The 20,963-nt window shown below is 59.3% G+C and carries 14 protein-coding genes and 1 pseudogene; 8 read left to right on the top strand and 7 right to left on the bottom strand.

Translation table 11 applies throughout. From position 1 onward, the window contains the following. Positions 1-276 precede the first annotated feature (276 nt). The 4 genes from LB565_RS18610 to LB565_RS18595 are packed head-to-tail and all read left to right on the top strand — an operon-like array spanning position 277 to position 6,939. Positions 277-1,488, top strand: a complete 1,212-nt coding sequence (locus tag LB565_RS18610) for a glycosyltransferase family 4 protein (protein WP_224586482.1) — start codon at positions 277-279, stop codon at positions 1,486-1,488. Continuing rightward, positions 1,485-2,747 (top strand): O-antigen ligase family protein, encoded by a 1,263-nt coding sequence (locus LB565_RS18605; protein WP_224586479.1) that lies wholly within the window; start codon positions 1,485-1,487, stop codon positions 2,745-2,747. Before LB565_RS18610 ends, LB565_RS18605 begins: the two co-directional genes overlap by 4 nt. Then, positions 2,747-4,732 (top strand): asparagine synthase (glutamine-hydrolyzing), encoded by a 1,986-nt coding sequence (gene asnB, locus LB565_RS18600; RefSeq protein WP_224586477.1) that lies wholly within the window; start codon positions 2,747-2,749, stop codon positions 4,730-4,732. Before LB565_RS18605 ends, asnB begins: the two co-directional genes overlap by 1 nt. A gap of 2 nt (positions 4,733-4,734) precedes the next feature. Then, on the top strand, positions 4,735-6,939 hold the full coding sequence (locus tag LB565_RS18595; protein ID WP_224586475.1) for a GumC family protein: 2,205 nt from the start codon (positions 4,735-4,737) through the stop codon (positions 6,937-6,939). Between the two features lie 174 nt (positions 6,940-7,113). On the opposite strand, the pseudogene LB565_RS18590 reads toward LB565_RS18595, so the two are convergent. The 5 genes and pseudogenes from LB565_RS18590 to LB565_RS18570 form a co-directional block, all read right to left on the bottom strand. Then, positions 7,114-7,727: pseudogene (locus LB565_RS18590) on the bottom strand (transposase); the annotation flags it as partial. 989 nt (positions 7,728-8,716) lie between these two features. After that, the gene (locus LB565_RS18585) at positions 8,717-8,944 is read right to left on the bottom strand and encodes a Trm112 family protein (protein ID WP_224586472.1); all 228 of its coding nucleotides are present in this window, start codon (positions 8,942-8,944) and stop codon (positions 8,717-8,719) included. Between the two features lie 435 nt (positions 8,945-9,379). Further along, the gene (locus LB565_RS18580) at positions 9,380-10,609 is read right to left on the bottom strand and encodes a hypothetical protein (protein WP_411970665.1); all 1,230 of its coding nucleotides are present in this window, start codon (positions 10,607-10,609) and stop codon (positions 9,380-9,382) included. Positions 10,610-10,699: 90 nt separating this feature from the next. Continuing rightward, positions 10,700-11,347, bottom strand: a complete 648-nt coding sequence (locus LB565_RS18575; RefSeq protein ID WP_224586469.1) for a hypothetical protein — start codon at positions 11,345-11,347, stop codon at positions 10,700-10,702. Between the two features lie 120 nt (positions 11,348-11,467). Beyond that, positions 11,468-12,988: a lipopolysaccharide biosynthesis protein gene (locus tag LB565_RS18570; RefSeq protein WP_224586466.1), complete on the bottom strand. Its 1,521-nt coding sequence runs from the start codon at positions 12,986-12,988 to the stop codon at positions 11,468-11,470. 450 nt (positions 12,989-13,438) lie between these two features. Here LB565_RS18570 and LB565_RS18565 point away from each other — a divergent pair, with 450 nt between their 5' ends. The 3 genes from LB565_RS18565 to LB565_RS18555 all read left to right on the top strand — a co-directional run bounded on the left by LB565_RS18565 (position 13,439) and on the right by LB565_RS18555 (position 17,149). Further along, complete coding sequence (locus tag LB565_RS18565) at positions 13,439-14,188, top strand: class I SAM-dependent methyltransferase (protein WP_224586465.1); 750 nt, start codon at positions 13,439-13,441, stop codon at positions 14,186-14,188. A gap of 31 nt (positions 14,189-14,219) precedes the next feature. Further along, complete coding sequence (locus LB565_RS18560; RefSeq protein WP_224586464.1) at positions 14,220-15,329, top strand: acyltransferase family protein; 1,110 nt, start codon at positions 14,220-14,222, stop codon at positions 15,327-15,329. A gap of 257 nt (positions 15,330-15,586) precedes the next feature. Next, positions 15,587-17,149: a calcium-binding protein gene (locus tag LB565_RS18555; protein WP_224586462.1), complete on the top strand. Its 1,563-nt coding sequence runs from the start codon at positions 15,587-15,589 to the stop codon at positions 17,147-17,149. 186 nt (positions 17,150-17,335) lie between these two features. Here LB565_RS18555 and LB565_RS18550 read toward each other — a convergent pair whose 3' ends face one another. Beyond that, a complete protein-coding gene (locus LB565_RS18550) occupies positions 17,336-17,860 on the bottom strand; it encodes a helix-turn-helix transcriptional regulator (RefSeq protein ID WP_224586460.1) in 525 nt (174 codons plus the stop codon). Between the two features lie 538 nt (positions 17,861-18,398). Between LB565_RS18550 and LB565_RS18545 the strand changes: the two genes are divergently transcribed. Next, complete coding sequence (locus LB565_RS18545; RefSeq protein ID WP_224586458.1) at positions 18,399-19,922, top strand: sensor histidine kinase; 1,524 nt, start codon at positions 18,399-18,401, stop codon at positions 19,920-19,922. A gap of 1 nt (position 19,923) precedes the next feature. Here the strand turns inward: LB565_RS18545 and LB565_RS18540 are convergent, their stop codons facing one another. Further along, on the bottom strand, positions 19,924-20,580 hold the full coding sequence (locus tag LB565_RS18540; protein WP_224586456.1) for a LuxR C-terminal-related transcriptional regulator: 657 nt from the start codon (positions 20,578-20,580) through the stop codon (positions 19,924-19,926). Between the last annotated feature and the right edge of the window lie 383 nt (positions 20,581-20,963).

Genomic DNA, 20,963 nt, shown 5'->3' with positions numbered 1-20,963 from the left:
CCCCGCGCTCGATAGCGAGAGATCTCTCGTCCAGCCAGCAGTAACCGCCTGGGCGTTCTCGCCGAACCCGCATCGGTTTCCAACACCTATTGCCTGATCACTGCGCCGAACCGACTGGTCCCGTCATTCGAACGGACGAGGACAAGCTTAAGACCCCCCCGTAGCTTTCATGACCGATTGAACGCATTCCTCGCAAAGACAGCGGGCCATGAGAGACTATCCAAGTTCCAGCCATTTCGGGCAGCTGGCGGACCGCAGCTTTTGGGGAGGGGCGAAATGAGGCCGCACCTGGTCTGCGTCGGCGGCGAGGATCACGCGCTTAGAATTCCCTTCCTCATGGAGGTGCGTGAGAGGGGCTTCCAGATCACTGCCTTTTCCACCTGCGACGGCGCCTCATTCCTAAGACACGGGATTGCACACAGGCGCTATGGCTTCGACCGCTTCAGTAGCGGCAGCGGCAAATCAGGCACGATCAGGATGCTTCGCAAATTGATGGCGGAGTTGCGACCCGACATAGTGCAGAGTTTCGACACAAAGCCTAATCTCCTTGCACCACTCGCCGCCCGGGGGCAGGTGCCGGTAGTCCGCACGATCAACGGCCTGGGCTGGACGTTCTCGTCGCTTGAGCCGCGCGCCTTGGCGCTTCGTCCGATCTTCTGCGGCCTGCAATGGCTGGCATCGCTTTGGACAGCAGCGACAGTGTTCCAGAACCTCGACGATCAGGCCTTCTTTGAACGATACCGGCTGCTTGGATGCAGCGACAAGCGTCTCATCGCCGGTTCAGGCATTGACATAAGTGCCTTCGCGGCTGCGAGGCACCTTGGGCCGCCCCCTGCAAGAATGCGGGAGGAATTCGGGCTGCAGTCGGCTGAAGTCGTTATGTTTGTCGGCCGACTGACCCGTCAGAAGGGGGTGCCGACCCTTCTCAAGTCCGTGCCGAAAGTTCTCTCCAAACGGCCAGACGCGCGCTTCCTGTTAATTGGACCGTGGCAATCCGAGGGCCCATTTGCCGTCGACGAATCGGAAATTCGACGGCTTGGTCCAGAAATAGTTGTGTTGGGGAAACGCCAAGACGTTCCCTCGCTTCTTGGCATGGCTGACGTCTTCGCCTTTCCGACCGAATATCGCGAGGGAGTTCCTCGCGTGTTGCTGGAGGCCGGGCTCGCGGGCCTGCCCATAGTAGCCTCTAGGATGCCAGGCTGCACCGATGTCGTCCAGGATGAATGGAACGGTTATCTGGTAGCGCCGCGAGATTCAGACGCATTGGCAGATCGCATAGTCGACCTGCTCTCGGATCGCGAGCGCGCCAAGGCTATGGGTGCTCGTACCGCCGCACTCGTCAGAGAGCGTTTTGCCTTACCTGGAGTGGTCGAGCAGTATTGCGACCTCTACAGGAGCGTCCTGGCGGCTCAGGCCAGAGGCGGTCTTGCACATTCCGCGTCGGCGGACCGTGTCGCCAAGCGCCGGCTGGGCGAGGCGCGCCGATGATAAGGGATGCATTGCTCGCCGCGGGCGTTGCCTTGTCCTTCGCGTCGCAGATATCCGTCCCGGGTTTGCCATTCGGTTACGGCGAGCTTTTCCTCATGCTCTGGATCATGCTGTCGGTCGGCCGGGTACTGGCTGGCGGCCCGATCGAAGCGACACCGGCCTTTGTAAAATTGGCGAAGTTCTGGTTGCTTCTGTCGCTGACTTTGGCGATCGGCACCGCCGTCGGCTACTCCACCACGGTGCTCTACCTCACAGGACTGTCGCACGATGTGATGGCCTATGCGCTCGTGGCGAGCGTTACCTGCCTTGCAACTCTGGATCCCGACGCCGAGTCCCGTCTTCGGCGCAGCGCCTGGTGGGTGATCGCAATCGCGTTCGGCGCCTTTACAGTACAACTCGGACTTGCCTGGGGTTGGATACATCAGTCGGGGATAGATCCCTGGTATTGGGATCGCTTGCGCGGCTGGTCGGAAAATCCCAACCAACTCGCGCTCTATTGTGCGGTCTTCGGCCCGCTGGCTTTACATCTTGCTGCAACCACCGACAAGCGATGGGGTCAGTTTTTTGCGCTCACTAGCCTTAGCCTGATCTTTTACGTCGGGCGGCTGACCAAGAGCGACACCTATCTATACACGACTATTCTGAGCGGCCTCGTCTTTCTTGGGCTGCGGCTAAGGGCATGGTTCGCATCTGGTTCTGGCAAAGCCAGTCTTTCCCGGCAGATTGCGCTCGTGATGATCGTCGGTGCCGTTCCGCTGGCGATCGCGGCTACACCGTATGCAATCGCCGAGGAGGGCAGCGTAACAGAGTTCGCCAAGAGCCTCACCAAGGACGGAGGTGACGAAGCAACTGCAGAGACATTCGATCTGCGGGTTTTTCTGTGGGGCGAGGCGATTGAGAAGGGACTGGAATCCTGGTCTCTCGGCCTAGGTCCCGGTCCCCACCTGGAGCGGCCGCCGGTCGCGGACAAGCAGTTCCTGGAACGACCATTCGAAGCCCACAACACAATTCTTGATCTCTATCTTCAGGGCGGTCTTGTGGCAGTCCTCGCCTTGATTTGGATTGTCGGGGCAGCCGGCATATCCGCTTGGCGCAGCCGGTTCGACGCACTGGCGGTGCTTCTTGCTTCGGTGATTGTCTTCAGCATGCCTCATCTGACCATCCGCCACCCGATCGTGTGGTTCGCGCTGACATTCTGCCTTGTCGCGGGAATGCGTTCCGAGGTCCGCCTACGGCCCCAGCAAGTAAGGATGGCGTGATGTGTGGGATCGCTGGAATTCTAACCTTGCCTGCGGAGATGGATCCGACGTCGCTTGAGGCGATTGGGCCCATCACAAGCTCGCTTCGGCACCGCGGACCGGATGGCCAAGGGCTGTGGATGGATCGTGATGCCGGGATTGCCCTAGGTCACCGGCGGCTTGCCATCGTCGACCTGTCAGGCACAGGGCGGCAGCCGATGCGTTCCGCCAGTGGCCGATACATGATCACCTTCAACGGCGAGATCTATAATTTCCGTGACCTGCGGCGCGAACTGGAAGGCTTGGGTCGACAGTTCCATGGGACCGGCGACACCGAAGTTCTGTTGTGCGCCATCGAGACGTGGGGGCTTGAGATTGCCCTGAGGCGCTGCGCCGGGATGTTTGCCTTTGGGTTGTGGGATCTGAAGACTAGGACCCTGCACCTCGCACGGGATCGGATGGGCAAAAAACCACTCTATATCGCATTGGCAGGGCGTGCCCTGGTTTTTGCGTCGGAACTCAAGGCTATCAGGTACTTTCCGCACTTTTCTCCTGAGCTCGATCTTGGCGCCGCCGGAGCTATGCTTTCGAAGGGGTGGGTGCCGGATTGTGCATGCATCTGGCGCAATGTATTCAAGCTGCCGCCCGGTTCCGTGCTCTCGGTCAGATCTGCGGACCTCGCACAGGCGGGCAGCGCCGGATCGCTTTCTCAGCGTGTCGAGCACTGGTGGTCGCTGGCCGAAATTGCCACGAAAGGCCGCGAGGATCCGATCGACGGGACTGACGGCGATCTCACCAATGAGCTCGACGATCTGCTGCGGCTCGCAGTTCGCGAACGTATGATCTCCGATGTGCCTTTGGGCAGCTTCCTGTCGGGCGGTATCGACAGTTCCACCGTAGTGGCTTTGATGCAGGCCCAATCCACGAGCCCGGTGCGCACTTTCACCATCGCGTTCGCGGAGGGGGGATTTGACGAGAGCGGCTATGCGGCCGACGTGGCAAAACATCTAGGCGCAGATCATACGGAGCTTCACCTTTCGCCCGATGCCGCGCGCCAGGTCATCCCCGAGTTGCCCCGGATATGGGACGAGCCATTCGCCGACGAGTCCCAAATACCGACTCTGCTGGTGGCGCGGCTCGCCCGTCAGCATGTGACGGTCGCTCTGTCGGGCGACGGTGGCGACGAGTGCTTCGCGGGCTATGGTCGCCACTTCATGGCAGATCGGCTGAAGCGCCAGCAAAGTCTCCCGCTGGCAATGCGGCGTATGGTGGCCAGGGGCTTGGACCTGCTGGCTCGCGCAGCACGCGAGGATATTTTGGACAGGCTCCCGCTTACCGCAAATGTGCGCCATATGCTGCGGAGCGACCGGCTCAATCGGTTCGCCGGTTTGCTCGGCGCAAGGCATGAAGATGAATTGTATCAGCGGTTGGTAACATCACCGGCCGGGAGCCTCACGCGCCACGCGCATTCGTCGCCGATCGCCACGCCGAAACTCGACGGACTGCTGTCGCGCGTTCTCTACGACGATATGGCCGGCTATTTGCCTGGCGACATACTTGTGAAGCTGGACCGCGCAACCATGGCCAACGGGCTTGAGGGGCGCTGTCCCTTGCTTGACCATCGTGTCGTGGAGTTCGCCTGGCGCGTGCCGTCGCAGGCAAAGGTGCGCGACGGCAAAGGCAAGTGGATCCTTCGCAATCTGCTGCGCCGCTATCTTCCGGACCGGCTGATCGATAGGCCGAAGCAAGGTTTCGACGTTCCGATTGCCGCATGGCTGAGAGGTCCGCTGCACAACTGGGCGACCGATCTTCTCGCCGACATCCGGCATGACGGTGAGGGTGTGCTGGATAGCGCCAAAGTGGACGGCTACTGGCGCGATCACATGCGAGGGCAGGACCACTCACGGGAGCTGTGGTCCGCGTTGATGTTTCAGGCCTGGCGCGATGAGGCAAGGCGAGCGCCAATCGCGACCTCGTCGCGCGAACTGGACATGGCAGGAGTATGAAAATGGCAGGTTCCGCCGTCAGCCGAATGAAACTTCCGCGAACCGTTTCCCAGCCTGTTCCAGCAGTTGTCGAACAAAGGGATCGCTTACGGTCGCGGCGCAAACATCAACCACCGACGCCCACGCATGAGCTGTTGGCTGCCCTGGCAAGAAGAAAATGGCTGATCCTTGCCTTCGCGGTGTTGGGCGGCATCCTTGCGGCATTTGTGGGCGTCGCCCGGCCCGTGATGTTCGAGGCCACCAGCCAGCTGATAATCGATCCGCCGGCACGCGGTTCGCTTGCTCCGGGGGGGTCCTCTGTGCAGGACCTTATCGATTCCAGCATCGATGATCACATCACCATGCTGTCCTCGCAAGGCCATTTGCGCCGCGTTGCGGCGGCGCTGCACGACCTGGAAGGCGCCACGCCGGCGCAGGATGCGCCTGCAACCGGAACCTCCGGGCCTGGAGCAGTTTCCGCCGCGACACAGTCGCGTGCTGCCGAGATCATCGAGCGACTTTGGCCGCAGGGTGGCGAGGCAGGGGTCGATCCCGACCTGAAGCTGTTGAGGAAAAGAATTAGGATTGGGCAGGAACTGCGCTCAAGGGTCATCTCCGTCGCTTTCGCAGATGAAGATCCGGCACGCGCCGCCATGGTCGCGAATACATTTTCCCAAGTCTATATCGACGAGCTCGCGAAAAAGCGGCAGGCCGAGGACCGGTTGGAACTCAATAGAGTGGCCGCCAGCCTGCCGGCTGTGCAAAGCGATCTCGTTGCGGCGACCGATCGACTGGAGAAATACCGGCTGAGCCACGGTGCCGTAGATCAAGGTGCAGCTGACAACGCTGCAAGGGAACAGGCGGATCTCAACCAGCAGATATCGATGTCCAAGGCCGATCTGGCCGCAATGGAAGCACGCCTTGCTCATATTCAGGATCTTCGCAATCAGCGTGCGCCGGTCGTCTCGCTGGCCGAAACCATGGGCATGCCAGATCTGGCCGACCTCGAGGCTCGCAAGGCTAAGGCTCCGGCGGATACGGATCTTAGCGCAAGGATCGACAACGAGATCCAGCAGGGGGTGGCGAGCATCGAGAAGCAGGTGAGCACCTACCGGGCTCAGGTCAAGGCGCTGGAAGACCGCAAGAATGTTCTCGATGTCGTCGTGGCCGACACCGCCAGCCGGCTTTCCGGTTTGCGCGCGCTCGAACCGCAAGTTAACCTGCTGACCCAAAGATACAACGACCTACTGAGCCGGCAGCAGGATTTGACGCGGCGCATCGCGGCTCCTTCAGCAGGCGTCTCAATCCTTTCCCAGGCATGGCCGCCGTCCAAGCCGCTGACCTTGCCGCCGATATTCCTAGTGCCGCCCGGAATGATCGTCTTCGCCATGCTCGGCGCAGCCTTTGTGCTGTTCCGCAACAGGTTCAATCGGTCCCTGCGCGGCGAGGCCGAGACTGAAGCAGCGCTCAGAGTTCCCTGCATTGGCCTCATTCCAGATCCTGGCAATATCGTCATAAAGCAGCTGCGGCAATTGATTCTGGATCAACCCAGATCCGCTTACAGTCGTGCCGTCACGTCGCTTTTGGTTAGCGCTGCGGCAGATCAAGCGAGGCTGCGTTCCCCACATACTATCCTTGTCACGTCCAGCCTGCGCAATGACGGCGCGAATGAGCTTGCCTGGAGTTTAGCATTGGCCGCTACACGGTTGGGCGACCCGGTGCTTCTGATTGATCTGGAACCTAAACACCATCAGCTTACGCAAGAATTCGTCCGTCAGGGCGGCGGGCCGAAGGCTCACCGGTCATTCGGCGATTTCATCCGCAATCGCTGCAGTCTAGAGGATGCAGTGGTGGGTGTACCTGGCGCGGGCGTCGACCTGATGACCGTCGCCCCGGCCGAAGATTTGCTCGAGCTTCTTGCGCGAGCGGACAGCATTGAGTGCAGGGAAGAACTGCAGGCAGAGTACAGCTTGGTCATCATCAACGGGCCCTCCGGCCTTGCCGGCCCGGAAGCGAGGTTCCTGACGAGATGGGCGGATGCGGTTCTTCTTGCCGTCCGCTGGAACAGGACGCCGCGCGATATCGCTCGCGCCGTTTTGGAACTGCTTGAAAGGGATGGCGCGAGCTCGATTCCTATCGGGAGCGTCCTTACCCGGGTCAATCTCAAACGACACGCCAAGTACCAGTTCGGTGACAGCGCAGATTTGTTACTTGAGAGAATACCATGAATCCGGCCGTGATGCGCAGGGTTGAGGGCTGATCCTGATCGGATCATCATCTCGGAAGTGGTGTAGCTGACGGCGTTGGTCGCCGCGCTCTCGGGCGGGAAGCCGGGCTGCTCAGCGCGCGGCTGGCAGGTTGATGAGCGGATCATCACTCATCTGCCTGATGGTTTGCAGGGGGACGAAGGCCGAGACGACGCCGGCGGCCGCTTTGGCGGCGTGCGCCAGCACGTTCCTCAGGAAGTGGATCCGGCAGAGCTGCCATGTGGCTGAGAGCACCTTGGTCACGGTGGCCCTCAGACCAGACCTCATGGGCGTCGGAGACGACCAGCTTGACCCCGCGCGGGCCGCGTCGGGCGAGCTTGCGCAGGAACTCCGTCCAGATCGGCTCGGCCTCCGAGGTGCCGACCTCCATGCCGAGAACTTCGCGGCGACGTCTGAGTTGACGCCGACGGCGATGGTCACGGCGACCGAGACGATACGGCCGCCGCAGCGCCGCTCAGGTAGGTCGCATCCATCCCGATGTAAGGGCCAATCGCCCTCGATCGGCCGCTCGAGGAAGGCCTTGGCCTTGCCGTCGATCTCCTCGCACGGCCGCCTCACCCGGCTCTTGGAGATGCCGCTCATGTTCATGGCCTTGACCAAGTCGTCGACCGAGCGCGTCGAGATGCCCTGCACGTAGGCGTCTTGGATCGCCGGGGTGAGCGCCTTCTCCGCCATGCGCCGCGGTTCCAGGAAGCTCGGGACATAGGAACCCTTCCTGAGCCTGGGTTGCGCAGCTCGACCGTGCCGGCCACCGCGGCGCCGCTCGCTCGCTACGGCGCTGTTGAGGGCGCGCTCGCGAGCGGCTTCGCTACCGACGAGCTACACCACGTCCGGGGAGTACGTCATGCCAAGCTGATGATTGCTTGTGGGTGAAAGTCCCATCCGACCAAAGCCGTAGCGGGCAGGCCGGGACCGAGTCTTGCGGGCGTCGCGGCAACGCGGGGTCTGAAGTGTAGACAGGAGCCATGCGGGGTGCGGGACTGAGCCTCGAAAGGTGGATGTTCGCGGAGGCCGAGTGTGTTCCCACTCACGAAGGCAGCATGAGCATTGTCGATATGCGAGACGATGCCGCTCCGCCGGCGTCGAAGGCCGGATCATGCATGGAAGGTAATCATCGGAACATGAGAGGCCCGACCGGGTCCGCTGGATTCGTCTCCAGCGGGGACAGCGGCAAGGCACTGCCAGAGCTGCTGTCCGAGCTGAGGTCGGGAGTCGGACTGGCCCATAGTACCAATGAAGCTGTGGAAGGAAACGAGACGCGTGGAGGGAAGGGGCCAGCCCAAGAGGAGCCCGCGCGAGGAGGCCACGGTCCGGACGCAGAACCGGGTTGCTCGCCGCCGTTCTGCGTGGACGCTACGGCTACTACGGCAGGTCGCGCAACTACCCAGCGCTCAACGGATTCCATCGGCAAGTGCGCCGCATATGGCTACGGTGTCTGAGACGGCGCAGCCAGAAAAGCCGGCGCATGGGCTGGTCGGAGTTCGAGAACCTGACGGCGCGCTTCCCCTTCCAACTCCGCGCATCACTCGAATTTGGGCGCAAGCACGGATATGACGCGGGTTACTCTTGGGAAGAGCCGGGGTGCGGGCAAGCTGCACGCCCGGATCTGTGAGGGCGAAAGCCGAATGGCTGAACTACTCGACCAGTCGCCGGTTTAAACAAGCCAACTTCGGACACATTGCCCGCGACCGGCAAGAGGCTTATCGGGCCGAGGGTTCTCGGCGATTGCGGCCAGCGATCAGGTCTGGAACACTCGATTGGGCACCTTCGAAGATCGTCTCATCACCGCATCGATTGTCCGCGCCTCGGAAGCCAGCATAACCGGAATGCCGTCGCGTATGGGATAAGCAAGCCCAGCGGTTGTTGAGAGGAGTTCGTCGTGATCCGAATCCCAGGCAAGCGAACCCCCTGTCATTGGGCACACCAGCCAATCTAAGAGCACTGGGTCAAATGAAAGCGTTCTCATCCTCGCGTCTCTCCGTCTTCTTGCCCACCCTCACTAAGCTCCGATCCGAACGACCCTTCACCACAAACCATCCACCGGGATACTGAAGACGACGATGCACCCCGGAAGGTCTCGTCTCGCGTCCCATGTACCATGAGCTCGGAAGGGTGGCACAGAAAGTGGGAACTGCGGCACCAGGGAGCCATCCCACTTTGGGCGCCGTCTCAGCGGCCCCGATCTTAGACGCTTTGCCGCTGCTTCGCTCAAGACCGTGCTCTGGCATGTTACCGCAGACCCGCCGCGCGAATGACATAGCCACCCCTATCTGCAGGGCTGGGCACTGTCGTCGTCCATTCGAATGAATCGCCGAGTTCGAGCGACGCCACGCCGAAGGTTGGACCCGAGAATCAGCCATATGTGAACTAGTTCATCGCAATTGGCGGGAACGAGATTACCTCATGGAAGGCAACTCGCGGCCAAAGCTCCCCGTCCCTCGTCAGGGTTTCTTGGCCAGTCGACACGGGTGACGAAGTCGTAGACGGGACCACCAGGCACGCCCCAATTGCTCGACCATACCACCTGTGAACCGTCTGGGGACGGCGAGGCGTGGGTCTCACTCCAGTAGTCGGAAGGAGCGTTTCTCGTCTGCGCGATGCGTCTTATCTCTCCGCTGCCGTCCGTGCGTAGCGCTATAATTTCCCGGGCGTATGGTGCCCAAGCTGAGTGTTTCGACACTTCGTCCGGATCGCCGGAATAGCTAAGGAACACCCAGCCCAACCTGTCCAGCGACCTCAGCGACGCATGCTGGGCTTCGCCATACTTCATCAGCGAGGTAACCTTCCCGTCTGACAGCCTCCGCTTGATCACCTGAAATTTGTCAGGATCTGACTTGCTGATTCCGACATAGATTTCACAACCATCGGCATCGACCGTCATGTCACCATGACCAGGCCGGTGATGCTCAGTCCATTTCTGGCCCAGAACGCCATCAACTGAAAAGATGAACGTCTGTTGAGCGTCTTCTTTCAGGTTCTGAATACACACGATATTGCCTCCCAAGGGCGAAATCGAGCACGCGCCATTGACTCCCGGGAGTTGTGCAAGATCGATTTCTGGAAATTTTCGCCGCTGTTGAAGATCGAAGGCAAAAACGACCGCTTTCCCGTCCCGTCGAACGGCGCGCACCGCAATACGATTCCCGTCACGGCTTGGATTCCCTTTATACGGACCGAACTGGAGAATGCTGTGGTCAGCCGAAACAAACAGTACCTCCTCGTGATTGGTACGTGGCGCCCACGTGGAGATTTGCTGCCCCCCGACGCAAATCATCAGATCGGGGTCCCGCGGATGCCATTCACATTCGGCCGACTGAGCACGGCGAAAGAGCGGCACATAGGTTTGTCCATCGAGGAAACACAAGCCGCCGCAACCGTTGCTGATTACAAGAAGGCTCTGATCCGCATTCCAGGCCTGAGCGCTAGAGTAACGGTGACTGCAATAATTCCCGCATGCAATGCCAGCGCCAAGGACTCCGGGCTTCGTTATTCGCGTGAAGTTCGTACCGAACGCCGGATCCACCGCCATACGCAAATAGCCCGGCAGTTCCATCGGCACCGGTGCCACGAACTTTGTCGATGCGGCGTTTTCGCCGCTCGTACTTGCCGAGGTGGCGACCGCCGCTAACATAATTCCCACCAATTCCGATATACGACGTAGTTTCATGGTCTGACCCATGGTTCATTCCGCAACATCGACGTGCATCGTCATACCAGCATGCTATCTAACAATGGTACCAAGTTTGTGATAATTAGGATCGAGATTGTAGGGTCGGTGAGGTGTGCGTCGCGTCCGCTCGATCGTGTCTTTGACAATCGTCTCGACAGCCGCTGCGCGACCGACCGCATCTAAGCTTTCGTGAGAACTTATCGGTACCCCGGACGATTCCAAGAGTTCTTCAACTAGATTGACGTGCTCTATCTGGTCGAGGCTTCTCTTCATGTCTAGCTCAAGGAGCTTTTGAAGGATACCCAGAGTGTGCTGGCGCTCCCTCAGTCGCACCTCTAGGATCTCTCTCGGCGCCTGCAATCGGACGAGCAGGTTCGGTTTGGGTATAAGCGCAAGGGCGCGGGACACTCTTTCAGGATCCGTGATGCCGCTGAACAGGACCAGCGAGCAGACGAATTGAACCATGCCTTGGTCAAATATTGAAATCGTTTCATCGGCAAGAAGTGCTGCCTTCCACAGCCGGATAAGGCCTTCAAAATGCCAATTAAGACGAGTTGCCCATAGATCGTTCTTTGGTGGAAGAAGGCTGAATATATCGTTGGTCAGAGAATGATGCCCCATCCATTTTGAATGCATACCAGATGCCAACTTGAACGCAGCTCTTCTGATTGGGTGCCTACGGTCGCCGATCTGCAACACAACGGTGTATCCGCGGCTGCGCAATTGAGGCACAAGCTCGGATGTTAGCGTCGTCTTTCCAGCGCCTGACGGTCCGAATATTTCCAAGATCATTTTGGGACCCGAGTGAATCTTGCTTCGTTAAGGCGCGCTACTATTCCGTCCGAATCGCGCGCGTTCCTTTAGCGTCCATGCCGCGCCAGGAACAATTCCCAAGCGGGAGTAGACATAGACAGCTTGGGCGACGCTCCAGAAAATCAGCATCGCACTTGTGCTAATGGCTGCTCCTTCAACCCCATCTAGCGCGATGCCTCCGATGCATCCCAGAATGTTGATGATCGCCGAAACGGACATGAGCGTGGCGGCCGCGCGTTCGTGTCCCGCCATGGTCAGAAGTTGCTGCTGCGGCCCGGCAGCGACGGCAATCAGCTGCCCGACCACGAGAATTCGAGTTACTTCGACGCCAGAGGCGAATCCGCTGCCAAACAAATGAAAGATCGTCTCCGTGAATATGAGCAACGGGAACGCTAACGTTAAGCCCCCTGCGCAAGACAGAATGGTGGCTTTGGCAAAAACAGTCTGGAGCCTGGGCAAGTCGTTGCGCGCAGACAGGCGCGCGATCGTGGGTGCGAAGGCGCTGCTCACGGCAACCCGCGGCAGAGCAACGAGCATCGCCATATTCGCGGCCGCCGAGAATATGCCTGCATCCTTTACATATCCATTCCACCCGAGCAGCATCACGGCTGTTCGGTTCATCAGGGTATCGATGAACACCATGATCACAATCGGAAGGAGCGAAGGCCACCAATCCCGAAACACATAGGCCGGCTTTGCGGAACTCAGATCAGTCGGCCAATGTCGCCAACCGGCGAAAGCCGTGATGCCTGCCGCAACGGCTGAAGCAATCAGCAGCATCCACATCACGTCCACTGCGTCCAAACGCCACGAGGTTAGAGACGCTGCCGTGCAGACAAGTGCCAGCACAAGTCCGTCGCGCACGATCCGCTCAGGGAGGAGGGCCGATATCAGCGCTTCGAACGCGCGCACGAGGCCCGCGCCTGTAAGGTAGACGGTGACCAAGGGAAGCGTGGCCATGCCCACCAATAAACTGCCGGCGAGTTCCGGACTGAACTCGTGCGCCTCTTCCGTGACAATAAAGGCGCCGACAATCGCAATTAGCAGTGCTGCGGCAATACAGGCTTTGGCGCCGAATAGGATGAACCCTCGCGCCATCGGAAACTGCTTCGTGGCTAGGTAAGTCGGCACGAACCGCATGACCGCCACATGAAAGCCAAGCGTCGATCCGTAAGACAAAAGGGCGATCCAGGCGAAAACGTAGGCATAGATGCCGTAGCTTGCCGGCCCGACCGTGCGCGCAATGGCGATTTGAGTCACGAAGGTCAAGGCGGCGCCGGCCATGTAAATAAAAAACGCCCAAAGGCTTGCGTGAGAGAGACGTCGGGTCAACCCATGAGTTTCGCTGGCCGTTTTCGGCTTGACGTCAACAGTGGGCGGCGAAGAAATCGCCTGCGACTCAACTGGTGGTAAGTCGAATTCGCCGTTTACCCCGTGACGGAAAATGGAAATCCCGGATGTACCGGGGGCTCTGAGGGGAGCCACCGGCAGCGCTTCAGTAGCTATGCTTCCCGGTCGCCCTTGCATTCTTTTTCCGTTCTGTCCCCGCAAAGACCTTGCGGCACGATTTCGCGGCCCTTGACGACAGCACGGTAGTCACAAGTGTTCGCAAGTCTTCATCCGTTCGGGGGATGCGTCAGACACGGTCATCTGGAAGCCTGACCCCGCGATGGACGCCGCAATCCAATCCACTACGTCAGCACGCGTTCGATCGCGTAGCATGACAACGTCCTCGGGCCCGATGGGCCGAGCGGTTACTCACACAAAGGACCGATTTGCAATCATGTTCGGCCGAGCCGCTTGACCAGCTTCCAGTTTTTTCGACTTGTGCTATCGGCCACAACCGGCGTTGTGCCGTCGGCAGACACACCCAGCACCGACGTGCCATACCGCCAAAGCAAAGGCAGTGCTTCCATGAACGTATTGGACAGACATCCGCGATCTCGCAGGCAGGACAAATCTGATGAAAGCCGGCCGATGAGCGAGCATCTCAACTCACGTCAGACTGCAGGAGCGAACATCGCGACGCCAATGAATTACGATGCCGATGTCGCGGCCTATGAACTCGCGACCAAGCACAGATATCAAAATCCAAGCTTTGCGGAGCGATATCTGGACGGATATGCCGGAGGCCTGAAGCTGTCGACGTTTGCATCTCACGTCATCGCACGACGGGAGCAGAACTGCATCGCCAAGGCGCTGAAGACCTGTTCCCCACTTCCGGCTCAGGTGCTCGACATCCCATGCGGAACCGGAAAGCTGGCCGATGTGCTAAGCCGGCACGATTGTCAAGTTATGGCTGCGGACATTTCGATGGAAATGATGGCTTTGGCCAAGACGGCATATGAAGGTCGCCCCGGATTCCGGGGCTTCATCCGATGCGATGTAACCCAGCTGCCATTGGCCGACGAAAGCTTTGACACGGTGATCTGCCTTCGACTGATCCATCTTATCCCGCCGCATCTCAGGCGCAAGATCATCAATGAACTGGCGCGCGTGACCAGCCGTCGCCTCATCGTCTCCTACGGCCTGGCTTCCCGCTTCCAGAGAATACGATTGAGGCTGCGAAGGATGATCACCGGCAGAGTCTCTGCGCCGCATCCGGTCAATTTCAACGTTGCGCGGGAAGATTTCTCAGAGGCCGGTCTAAAGCTGGTTAGCTCGTTCAGTATCCTCCCGCTCTTATCGTGCGAGCAGGTGTTCGTGCTTGAGAAGGTAAGGCCTTAGCCTGCCGGGTTAAGCGATGCAGGAGGTCGGTATGGGATCCATAGGCAAGGTCGGCACCTCGCGGATGACATCACTCGATCTGCTTCGCTTGATTGCAGCCCTCGCGGTTATGCTCTATCACTATCTTTTCCGCGGCGCGATAGCTGGCAATCTCGACGTGAGTTACCCTGCCGCCGCACCTTATGCCATCTATGGCAATCTCGGCGTCAATTTGTTTTTTCTGATTAGCGGTTTTGTTATCGCGTGGTCGGCCGAAGGCCGTACTTGGCAAGAATTCGCTGTCGCGCGCTTCGCCCGGCTTTATCCGGGATTTCTCGTCTGCATGACGGTTACCTTTATTTTCCTGATGGTCGCCAAGGACCAGCGTTTGCCCACCAACGCAACCACCTATATCGCCAATCTTACCATGTTCGCCCGCATCTTTGGTCGGCAGTCCATGGATGGCGTTTACTGGTCAATCATGATCGAAATCCTATTCTACGGCTGGGTTGCGATGCTGATGCTGGCGGGCGCCTTTCAGCGCTGGAAAGTACCCATCGTTGCCGCATGGCTTGCCGTCTCGGCAAGCAACGAATTCTTGTTCGGGAACACAGCGATACGCATTCTTTTCATCACAGATTACGCGCCCTTTTTCGCTGGTGGCATACTGGCCGAAGAGATGGTTGCAAGAGGTCGTTCGCCGGCTGCGCTCCTGCTTCTGGCCGTCGCCTTCCTGGTCTCGTACAAGGCCATGGTACTTCCCCAGGCCTGGATGCAGGAGCACTATGGCGTCTCGCTTTCGCGTGCTGGGCTCATAATCGCCAATACCGGGATATTCGGAATATTCGGTGCGGCGATACTGCTCGGTTCCGCAATTGAACCTTCAAAAACCGTCCTTATGCTCGGGGGACTGACTTACCCCCTATATCTTTTGCACCAGTATATCGGCTACATTTCGCTGAACACGCTGGCGCCTCATGTCGGGAAAAACGCCGCATTCTTCATCGTGTCGGGCGGGGTTCTTTTTGCCTCTTTTCTTGTCTGGCGCTTCATCGAAACTCCGGTGCGCAAGCCGCTTATCCGCGCCCTTACGTCTGGGATATACCGGCTGGCACCAGCTGCGCAGCGAATACGGCCGAACTCCCATACACTGACGTCATAACCGGAGTTTTTCGTGAGCACCGTCTGATGGCGCGGGGACAGAGAGTATCTGCCAATGGCAACGCTTTATGAGGCTCTCCATGCCTCATGCCGGGCGTCTAAGCCGTGTCGCAACGGAAGCCTCATGCGAAGCCATGCACTCGGCCCGTCCAGCGATCAAGGTATCTGTCAGGAGCTGACGATATTTGATTTGGCGCTAATGTAGGTCTCCAATAGGTAAGCCGGAGGGGCATTGTCGAATCAGCCGAAGGAAAGCGCATGCCAACTCTCCACTACACGTCTGGCGGATCAGGCGCCGATATTGCAACGGCCGGATTTAATTTGGCCGACGTCTCGTCCGTTGACCAACTCAATGCCCTACCGGCAGGTATGAAGGGCTTGGTCTGGCTCGGCGAGACCAACGGGGCGACCGCGTCTTTTATCCAAAAAGTCACGCCTTTCATCGGCAATCCGAAGGTATTTGGCTTCTTTCTCGTTGATGAGCCGGACCCCACCGGTAAATGGGGTACCTACGCCAGCGCCGCAAATTTGAAGGCGGAATCAGACTGGATCCATTCCCATCTGCCCGGCACCAAGACCTACATCACGATGATGAGTTTGGGGACTTCGGCCAATCCGGATTTTTCGAACACGTACAACCCCGCCAACACGCATATCGATTATTACGGGGTGGATGCCTATCCGGTGCGCACGGGAGGTGCGATCGACTACAACATGATCGACCGATATGTTGCTGCCGCTGCGGCATCGGGCATCCCGGTGAGCCAGATGATTCCAGGCTACCAGGCGTTTGGCGGCGGCACCTATAACACTGACACGGGCGGCAAGTATCTCGTGCCCACGGCTGCTCAGGAGCAAGCCATTATAGACCACTTCGCCAAGCTGGTGCCATCGCCCGCCTTTGACTACGCATACGCGTGGGGCTCTCAGCAAGGCGATACCCCGCTTGGCCAATCGGCGGAGCTGAAGGCTTTTTTCCTTCAACATAACCATAACGTGGAGAATCTGACGCCGGCCAGCAATGTGTCTGCGGCCACCAACGTGCCTCCGACTACCACCGCACCGTCGACCAGCACGGTGGCTCCATCCAGTTCGACGCCGCATGGCACCATGGCCCCATCCAGCTCGACGCCGCAGGGCACCGTGGCCCCATCCAGCTCGACCCCGGCCAGCCATCACGTTTTCAATGGCACTGGCAGCGCGGATATATTTCACGGCACCGCCGGCGCCGACACGATGATTGGCTACGGGTATAACGACACATATTACGTCAACAACGCTGGCGACAAGGTAGTAGAGCTGCCGGGTAGCGGCAACGATGCGGTGCTGGCCTCGGTAACATATGCGCTCTCGGCCGGATCGGCGGTCGAGCACCTCGCCACAACAAATTCCTCCGGAACCGCCGCAATCAACCTCGCGGGAAATGAGTTCTCCCAAACCATAAGGGGCAATGCCGGCAACAATGTCATAAATGGCGGTGGCGGGCATGATGTTTTAACGGGAGGTGGAGGAAAAGATGTTTTCGTCTTCAACTCTGCCCTAAAGGCTGGCAATGTCGCTAAGGTCACCGACTTCAGCGTGGCTCAGGACAAGATTCAGCTGGACCACAAAGTGTTTGCGGGGCTTCACGTGGGCGCTCTGGCGGCGGGGCAGTTTCACGTCGGCGCGAGTGCGCACGACAGCACCGACCACATTGTCTACAACAGTTCGACTGGAGCGCTCTCATTCGATAGCGATGGAATCGGTGGTGCGCATCAGGTCCAGTTTGCCGCCCTTTCCCATCATCTACACTTGACCGCGTCCTCGTTCGTCGTGATTTGAGCGTCGAAAACGTTCAAGATTTGCCCGAGGCTCTAGAGCCGTGCAGACCCATAAACGCCGCCGAATGCCGCCCGTCCATCGACGTCTCATTCGGCTGGTGTGCGGGGAACAAGGTCCGCTGAGCGATGTCGTTGTATTGGTAAGCTCCGAAGGGGGAGGCGCGCTCGACGATCGGGTTTACCGGCTCTACGGCAGCACCGAGATGCGTCCCAGAAGTGCGACCAGTTCCGCCTGGCGCCTCGTCTCCGTCTTGGCAAACAGGGAGGCGAGCTGGCTGCGGATCGTGGTTCGGCTGAGCCGGCTCCGCTCCGCAATTTCCAAGGGAGCATCGCCACTTGCCAGACGCAAAGCCAGCTGCGTTTCAGCACTGGTCAATCCAAACATTTTCCGCAGCGTCTCCGGATTGGGCCCTGTCCTTGGCTGGCGGTCAAGGAGCGCGACAATGATCGACCCATCGGGCGTGACAACGCCTTCCTCATTCATGACAACCGGCCGATCGCCGGCGTTGCGGATAACGATCCAGGACAACGATCCGGCCACAAAATGGGTAGGCACGCCTGCTATCAGGTTCCTCAACGCCGCGGAGAGATCACCAGGTGGGCCAATGGAATCCTCACAGGCCCAGAGGATGGTTTCGGCGGCCGCATTCCACTCGAGCACCCGCTTTGCCTCACTCAGCACAAGCCACCCGCAGCCAATACGCTCGAGCATGGCCGTTACGGAATTAAGGCACGGCCGCACGCATTTGCTCGCCGTGATCGGCCTAGCGGCCGTGCGAGAGGCACTTCGAGCGAAGGTGGTCGCTGCTCTGCTGCCGGAACTGGGCGCTATCATGCCAGGTCTCGCGACCGATCCCACATCATTCCGCCCGCTGACCAGATTCATGGGTTATCCATCCTCATTCTCTATCACTGCTATCGGTGCTTAACGATCGATAGCCGGCTTCGCTTATAAGGCCTTGGATTCCTAAGATCTGAAAGCAAGCAAACGGACTAGCTGCACGCTCAACGGTCTAAGCTCGACGGGTTAGACCAAAAGTTGTAGTTAGGTTGGATGAGGTAGCCGAGGAGGTCCGATCCTGTCGCGAACTCACCTGGCGTCGGCGGCTGTACTGATCGCTACGCTTCTCTTCGAGGTAAGGGTATCCTTAACGGGCGCTACAGACCCTGCTTTCCTCGAATTTGTCCCGGCGATAATTGTCACCGCCTTCCTCGCAGACCGCCGGCTTGCACTCGCCTCAACGCTTTTGATGGCGGCTGCAGGCCTGGGCGCCCGGATAATCGTGAATGGCCACTCTCTCGCCGATGATTGGGTGCGCGCCATCCTGCTTGTGCTTTGCGGTGGGATGATTGCCTTTCTTTTCGATCGCTCCAGGCAGAGCTTGCGGGCCGCACTGGACGTCAAGCTCGCTGCCGTCGAAGCTGCAGAGTCGCGTTACCGCCGCGCTTTTGAACGAGCCGCGCTGGGCTTTGCGACCGCGAATGACCGCGGAGAATTGCTACAGCTGAACAAACGCCTCAGCGCGTTGCTCGGCTATCTCGAAGACGATCTTGTCGGGCGGCCCATAGATGAGCTTGTCCATCAAGATGATCGCGCGCCGCTTAAGAATTCGCTCGCCGCATTGACTTCCGAAGCGCCGTGGTTCGGCTCGGAAATGCGCCTGATCAGACGGGACGGCAGCATACTTTGGGCCTGGTTGACGCTTTCTCTTTCTGCGTCGGACACGGTGCCGTTGGACAGCCTGTTTGTGGTCGTAGATGACATAACCGAGCGAAGAGCCGCCCGCGAAGCGCTCATAGCTCAAAACGAATGGCTCGACCTCGCGCTATCAGCCGGCCGGTTGGGCACCTGGCGGATAGAGTACGGCCAGAACGTCATCTCGGGCTCACGTCAGTTTTGGGAGATTCTCGGCTTGCCTCCGGCCGCGTTCCGCCCCTTGTCCGATCTATCATCCATCGTCCACGCCGCGGACTGGGACAAACTGGTGTCGCCTCCAGGAAAGGAGCAGCCGGGGGCAAATTACGACGTGGAGGTTCGCCTCAAGCGACCGGACGGCCAGGTCCGTTGGGTCGCCTTGCGAGGACGCGCGGAAAGCCATAGTGGCCGTGACCAGCGCATTGGCATCGCGGCGGATCTGACTGAGCGACGGCAAACCACGCTGCTGCGGGCTGCGGTAAGGCGGCAAGAGAAATTGATGCTGGAGCAGCGCCACCGGTTCAGCAATTTGTTCCCCGTCATCACGGCGATAGTGAAGATGCTGGACGCGCCGGACGGCAGCCTCGCCAAGTTCAAAGAAACGCTGGTGGAGCGAATTCGCGCGCTTGAGGCGACGCATATGCTGCTCACGCGCAGCGCGGATGGATCAACCGCCATCCGGGATCTCGTGGTGCAGGAACTGAAGCCCTTCTCGGACGCCGGCAGGACAATAGTCGCAGGTCCCGACATCAGGATTTCAGGCGGGACGGCGGAGAGTTTCGCAATGATTATCCACGAGCTCACGACCAACTCGATCAAGCATGGCGTGCTCGGCGATGGGCAGGGCAAGGTTGAGGCACGTTGGGATTTCACATCGGCCGAGGCGGGCGATGAGATTGTTTTTGAGTGGATAGAAACGGGGCGCCGACGCGCGGCTCCCTTCAGGCGTCCGGGTTTCGGATCTGTGGTTCTGGGAGTCGACGGGACACCCCTCGTGGGCCATTCCTCGCAATTCGAGGTGCGGGAGGATGGATTGCGATATTCCCTTCGGCTGTCTTCGAAGGAAGTGCACGCTTAGCTCACACCGTTCCCAACCAGGTCTTTATCAGGACTGCGGCTTCCGTACGGTTTCGAACCCCCAATTCCCGCATGATTGCCGCCGCATGTATCTTCGTCGTGGCCTCGGCGATATCGAGATCTCTCGCGATCTCCTTGTTCGAATATCCTTCCGCCATCAGCCTTAGTACATCCTTTTGCCGGGATGTGAGCCTTTCGAGAGCGCCGGTGCCGGCGATGCTCCCGTGACGGATCTCGAGAGGCTGCTCGTGGCTTCCAAAATGCCGGGACAAGAGCGCCGGCACGTAGATTCGGCCTGCCAGGATTTCCTTCACCGCCAGGACGACCTCTTCGTCACTTTGCGATTTCACGATATAGCCGTGCAGCCCCACATTGAGAGCGGTCAGGATTTCGGAGCGTGAATCGTTTCCCGAAACGATCGCAAAGCGCGTGTCGGGGTACGCAGCCAAAACATCGCCAATCACTTCCTGGGTGAAGAGTCCCGGCATGTTCAGGTCAAGCATCGCTAGGTTGACGCGCTCATGTTCGGCGAGAAGCCCCACCACGGCATCGAAGCACGCGGCCTCAAATATCTCAACGCTTTCAATGCCGGCGGTCAGCGCCAACCGTAAGCCACGCCTATAGAGACCGTGATCATCGGCGATGACGATTTTGTACATTTTACCCCAACGCACACGCTTTCGGCCCGGGGACTATGGTACGCGTCCAGAACGTTTTTTGCCTACGCGGCTAATTCTGTGACGATGCTGGACCTGTCCGCCAAGCCGGAACCCAACAGAAATGTGCCTCTTTCGAAGGAAAAAAGCTACTCTGCGTTTACTATAATGCAAAGTCGGACCTTGGTCCCTAGCCATCGCTGCGTCCGCGCCCGGGCCCACGCTCCTGCACCGCCCGCCATTTCACGTCGGCCCAGTCGAGCGCCATTCGAACGCACGACGACAGGCGTACAGGCTGAGCGTATTTCTCGCTCAATTCGGAGCACGTTCGGCAGATCGGGTGGGGAGACCCGCATAGCCGCATGCGTGAGATTTCCGGACGCCGA

This window comes from Mesorhizobium sp. CA14 (assembly GCF_020165195.1).
Taxonomy (GTDB): Bacteria; Pseudomonadota; Alphaproteobacteria; order Rhizobiales; family Rhizobiaceae; genus Mesorhizobium.
The sequence above is the reverse complement of the archived record's forward strand: the minus strand, read 5'-3'. Positions and strand labels throughout refer to the sequence as shown.

Bases quoted from the DNA above. Each gene is read 5' to 3' on its own strand.
- LB565_RS18610 (WP_224586482.1), top strand. From the start codon at position 277: ATGAGGCCGCACCTGGTCTGCGTCGGCGGCGAGGATCACGCGCTTAGA.
- LB565_RS18605 (WP_224586479.1), top strand. From the start codon at position 1,485: ATGATAAGGGATGCATTGCTCGCCGCGGGCGTTGCCTTGTCCTTCGCG.
- asnB (WP_224586477.1), top strand. From the start codon at position 2,747: ATGTGTGGGATCGCTGGAATTCTAACCTTGCCTGCGGAGATGGATCCG.
- LB565_RS18595 (WP_224586475.1), top strand. From the start codon at position 4,735: ATGGCAGGTTCCGCCGTCAGCCGAATGAAACTTCCGCGAACCGTTTCC.
- LB565_RS18585 (WP_224586472.1), bottom strand. From the start codon at position 8,944: ATGAGAACGCTTTCATTTGACCCAGTGCTCTTAGATTGGCTGGTGTGC.
- LB565_RS18580 (WP_411970665.1), bottom strand. From the start codon at position 10,609: ATGTTAGCGGCGGTCGCCACCTCGGCAAGTACGAGCGGCGAAAACGCC.
- LB565_RS18570 (WP_224586466.1), bottom strand. From the start codon at position 12,988: ATGCAAGGGCGACCGGGAAGCATAGCTACTGAAGCGCTGCCGGTGGCT.
- LB565_RS18565 (WP_224586465.1), top strand. From the start codon at position 13,439: ATGAGCGAGCATCTCAACTCACGTCAGACTGCAGGAGCGAACATCGCG.
- LB565_RS18560 (WP_224586464.1), top strand. From the start codon at position 14,220: ATGGGATCCATAGGCAAGGTCGGCACCTCGCGGATGACATCACTCGAT.
- LB565_RS18555 (WP_224586462.1), top strand. From the start codon at position 15,587: ATGCCAACTCTCCACTACACGTCTGGCGGATCAGGCGCCGATATTGCA.
- LB565_RS18550 (WP_224586460.1), bottom strand. From the start codon at position 17,860: ATGCTCGAGCGTATTGGCTGCGGGTGGCTTGTGCTGAGTGAGGCAAAG.
- LB565_RS18545 (WP_224586458.1), top strand. From the start codon at position 18,399: ATGGCGGCTGCAGGCCTGGGCGCCCGGATAATCGTGAATGGCCACTCT.
- LB565_RS18540 (WP_224586456.1), bottom strand. From the start codon at position 20,580: ATGTACAAAATCGTCATCGCCGATGATCACGGTCTCTATAGGCGTGGC.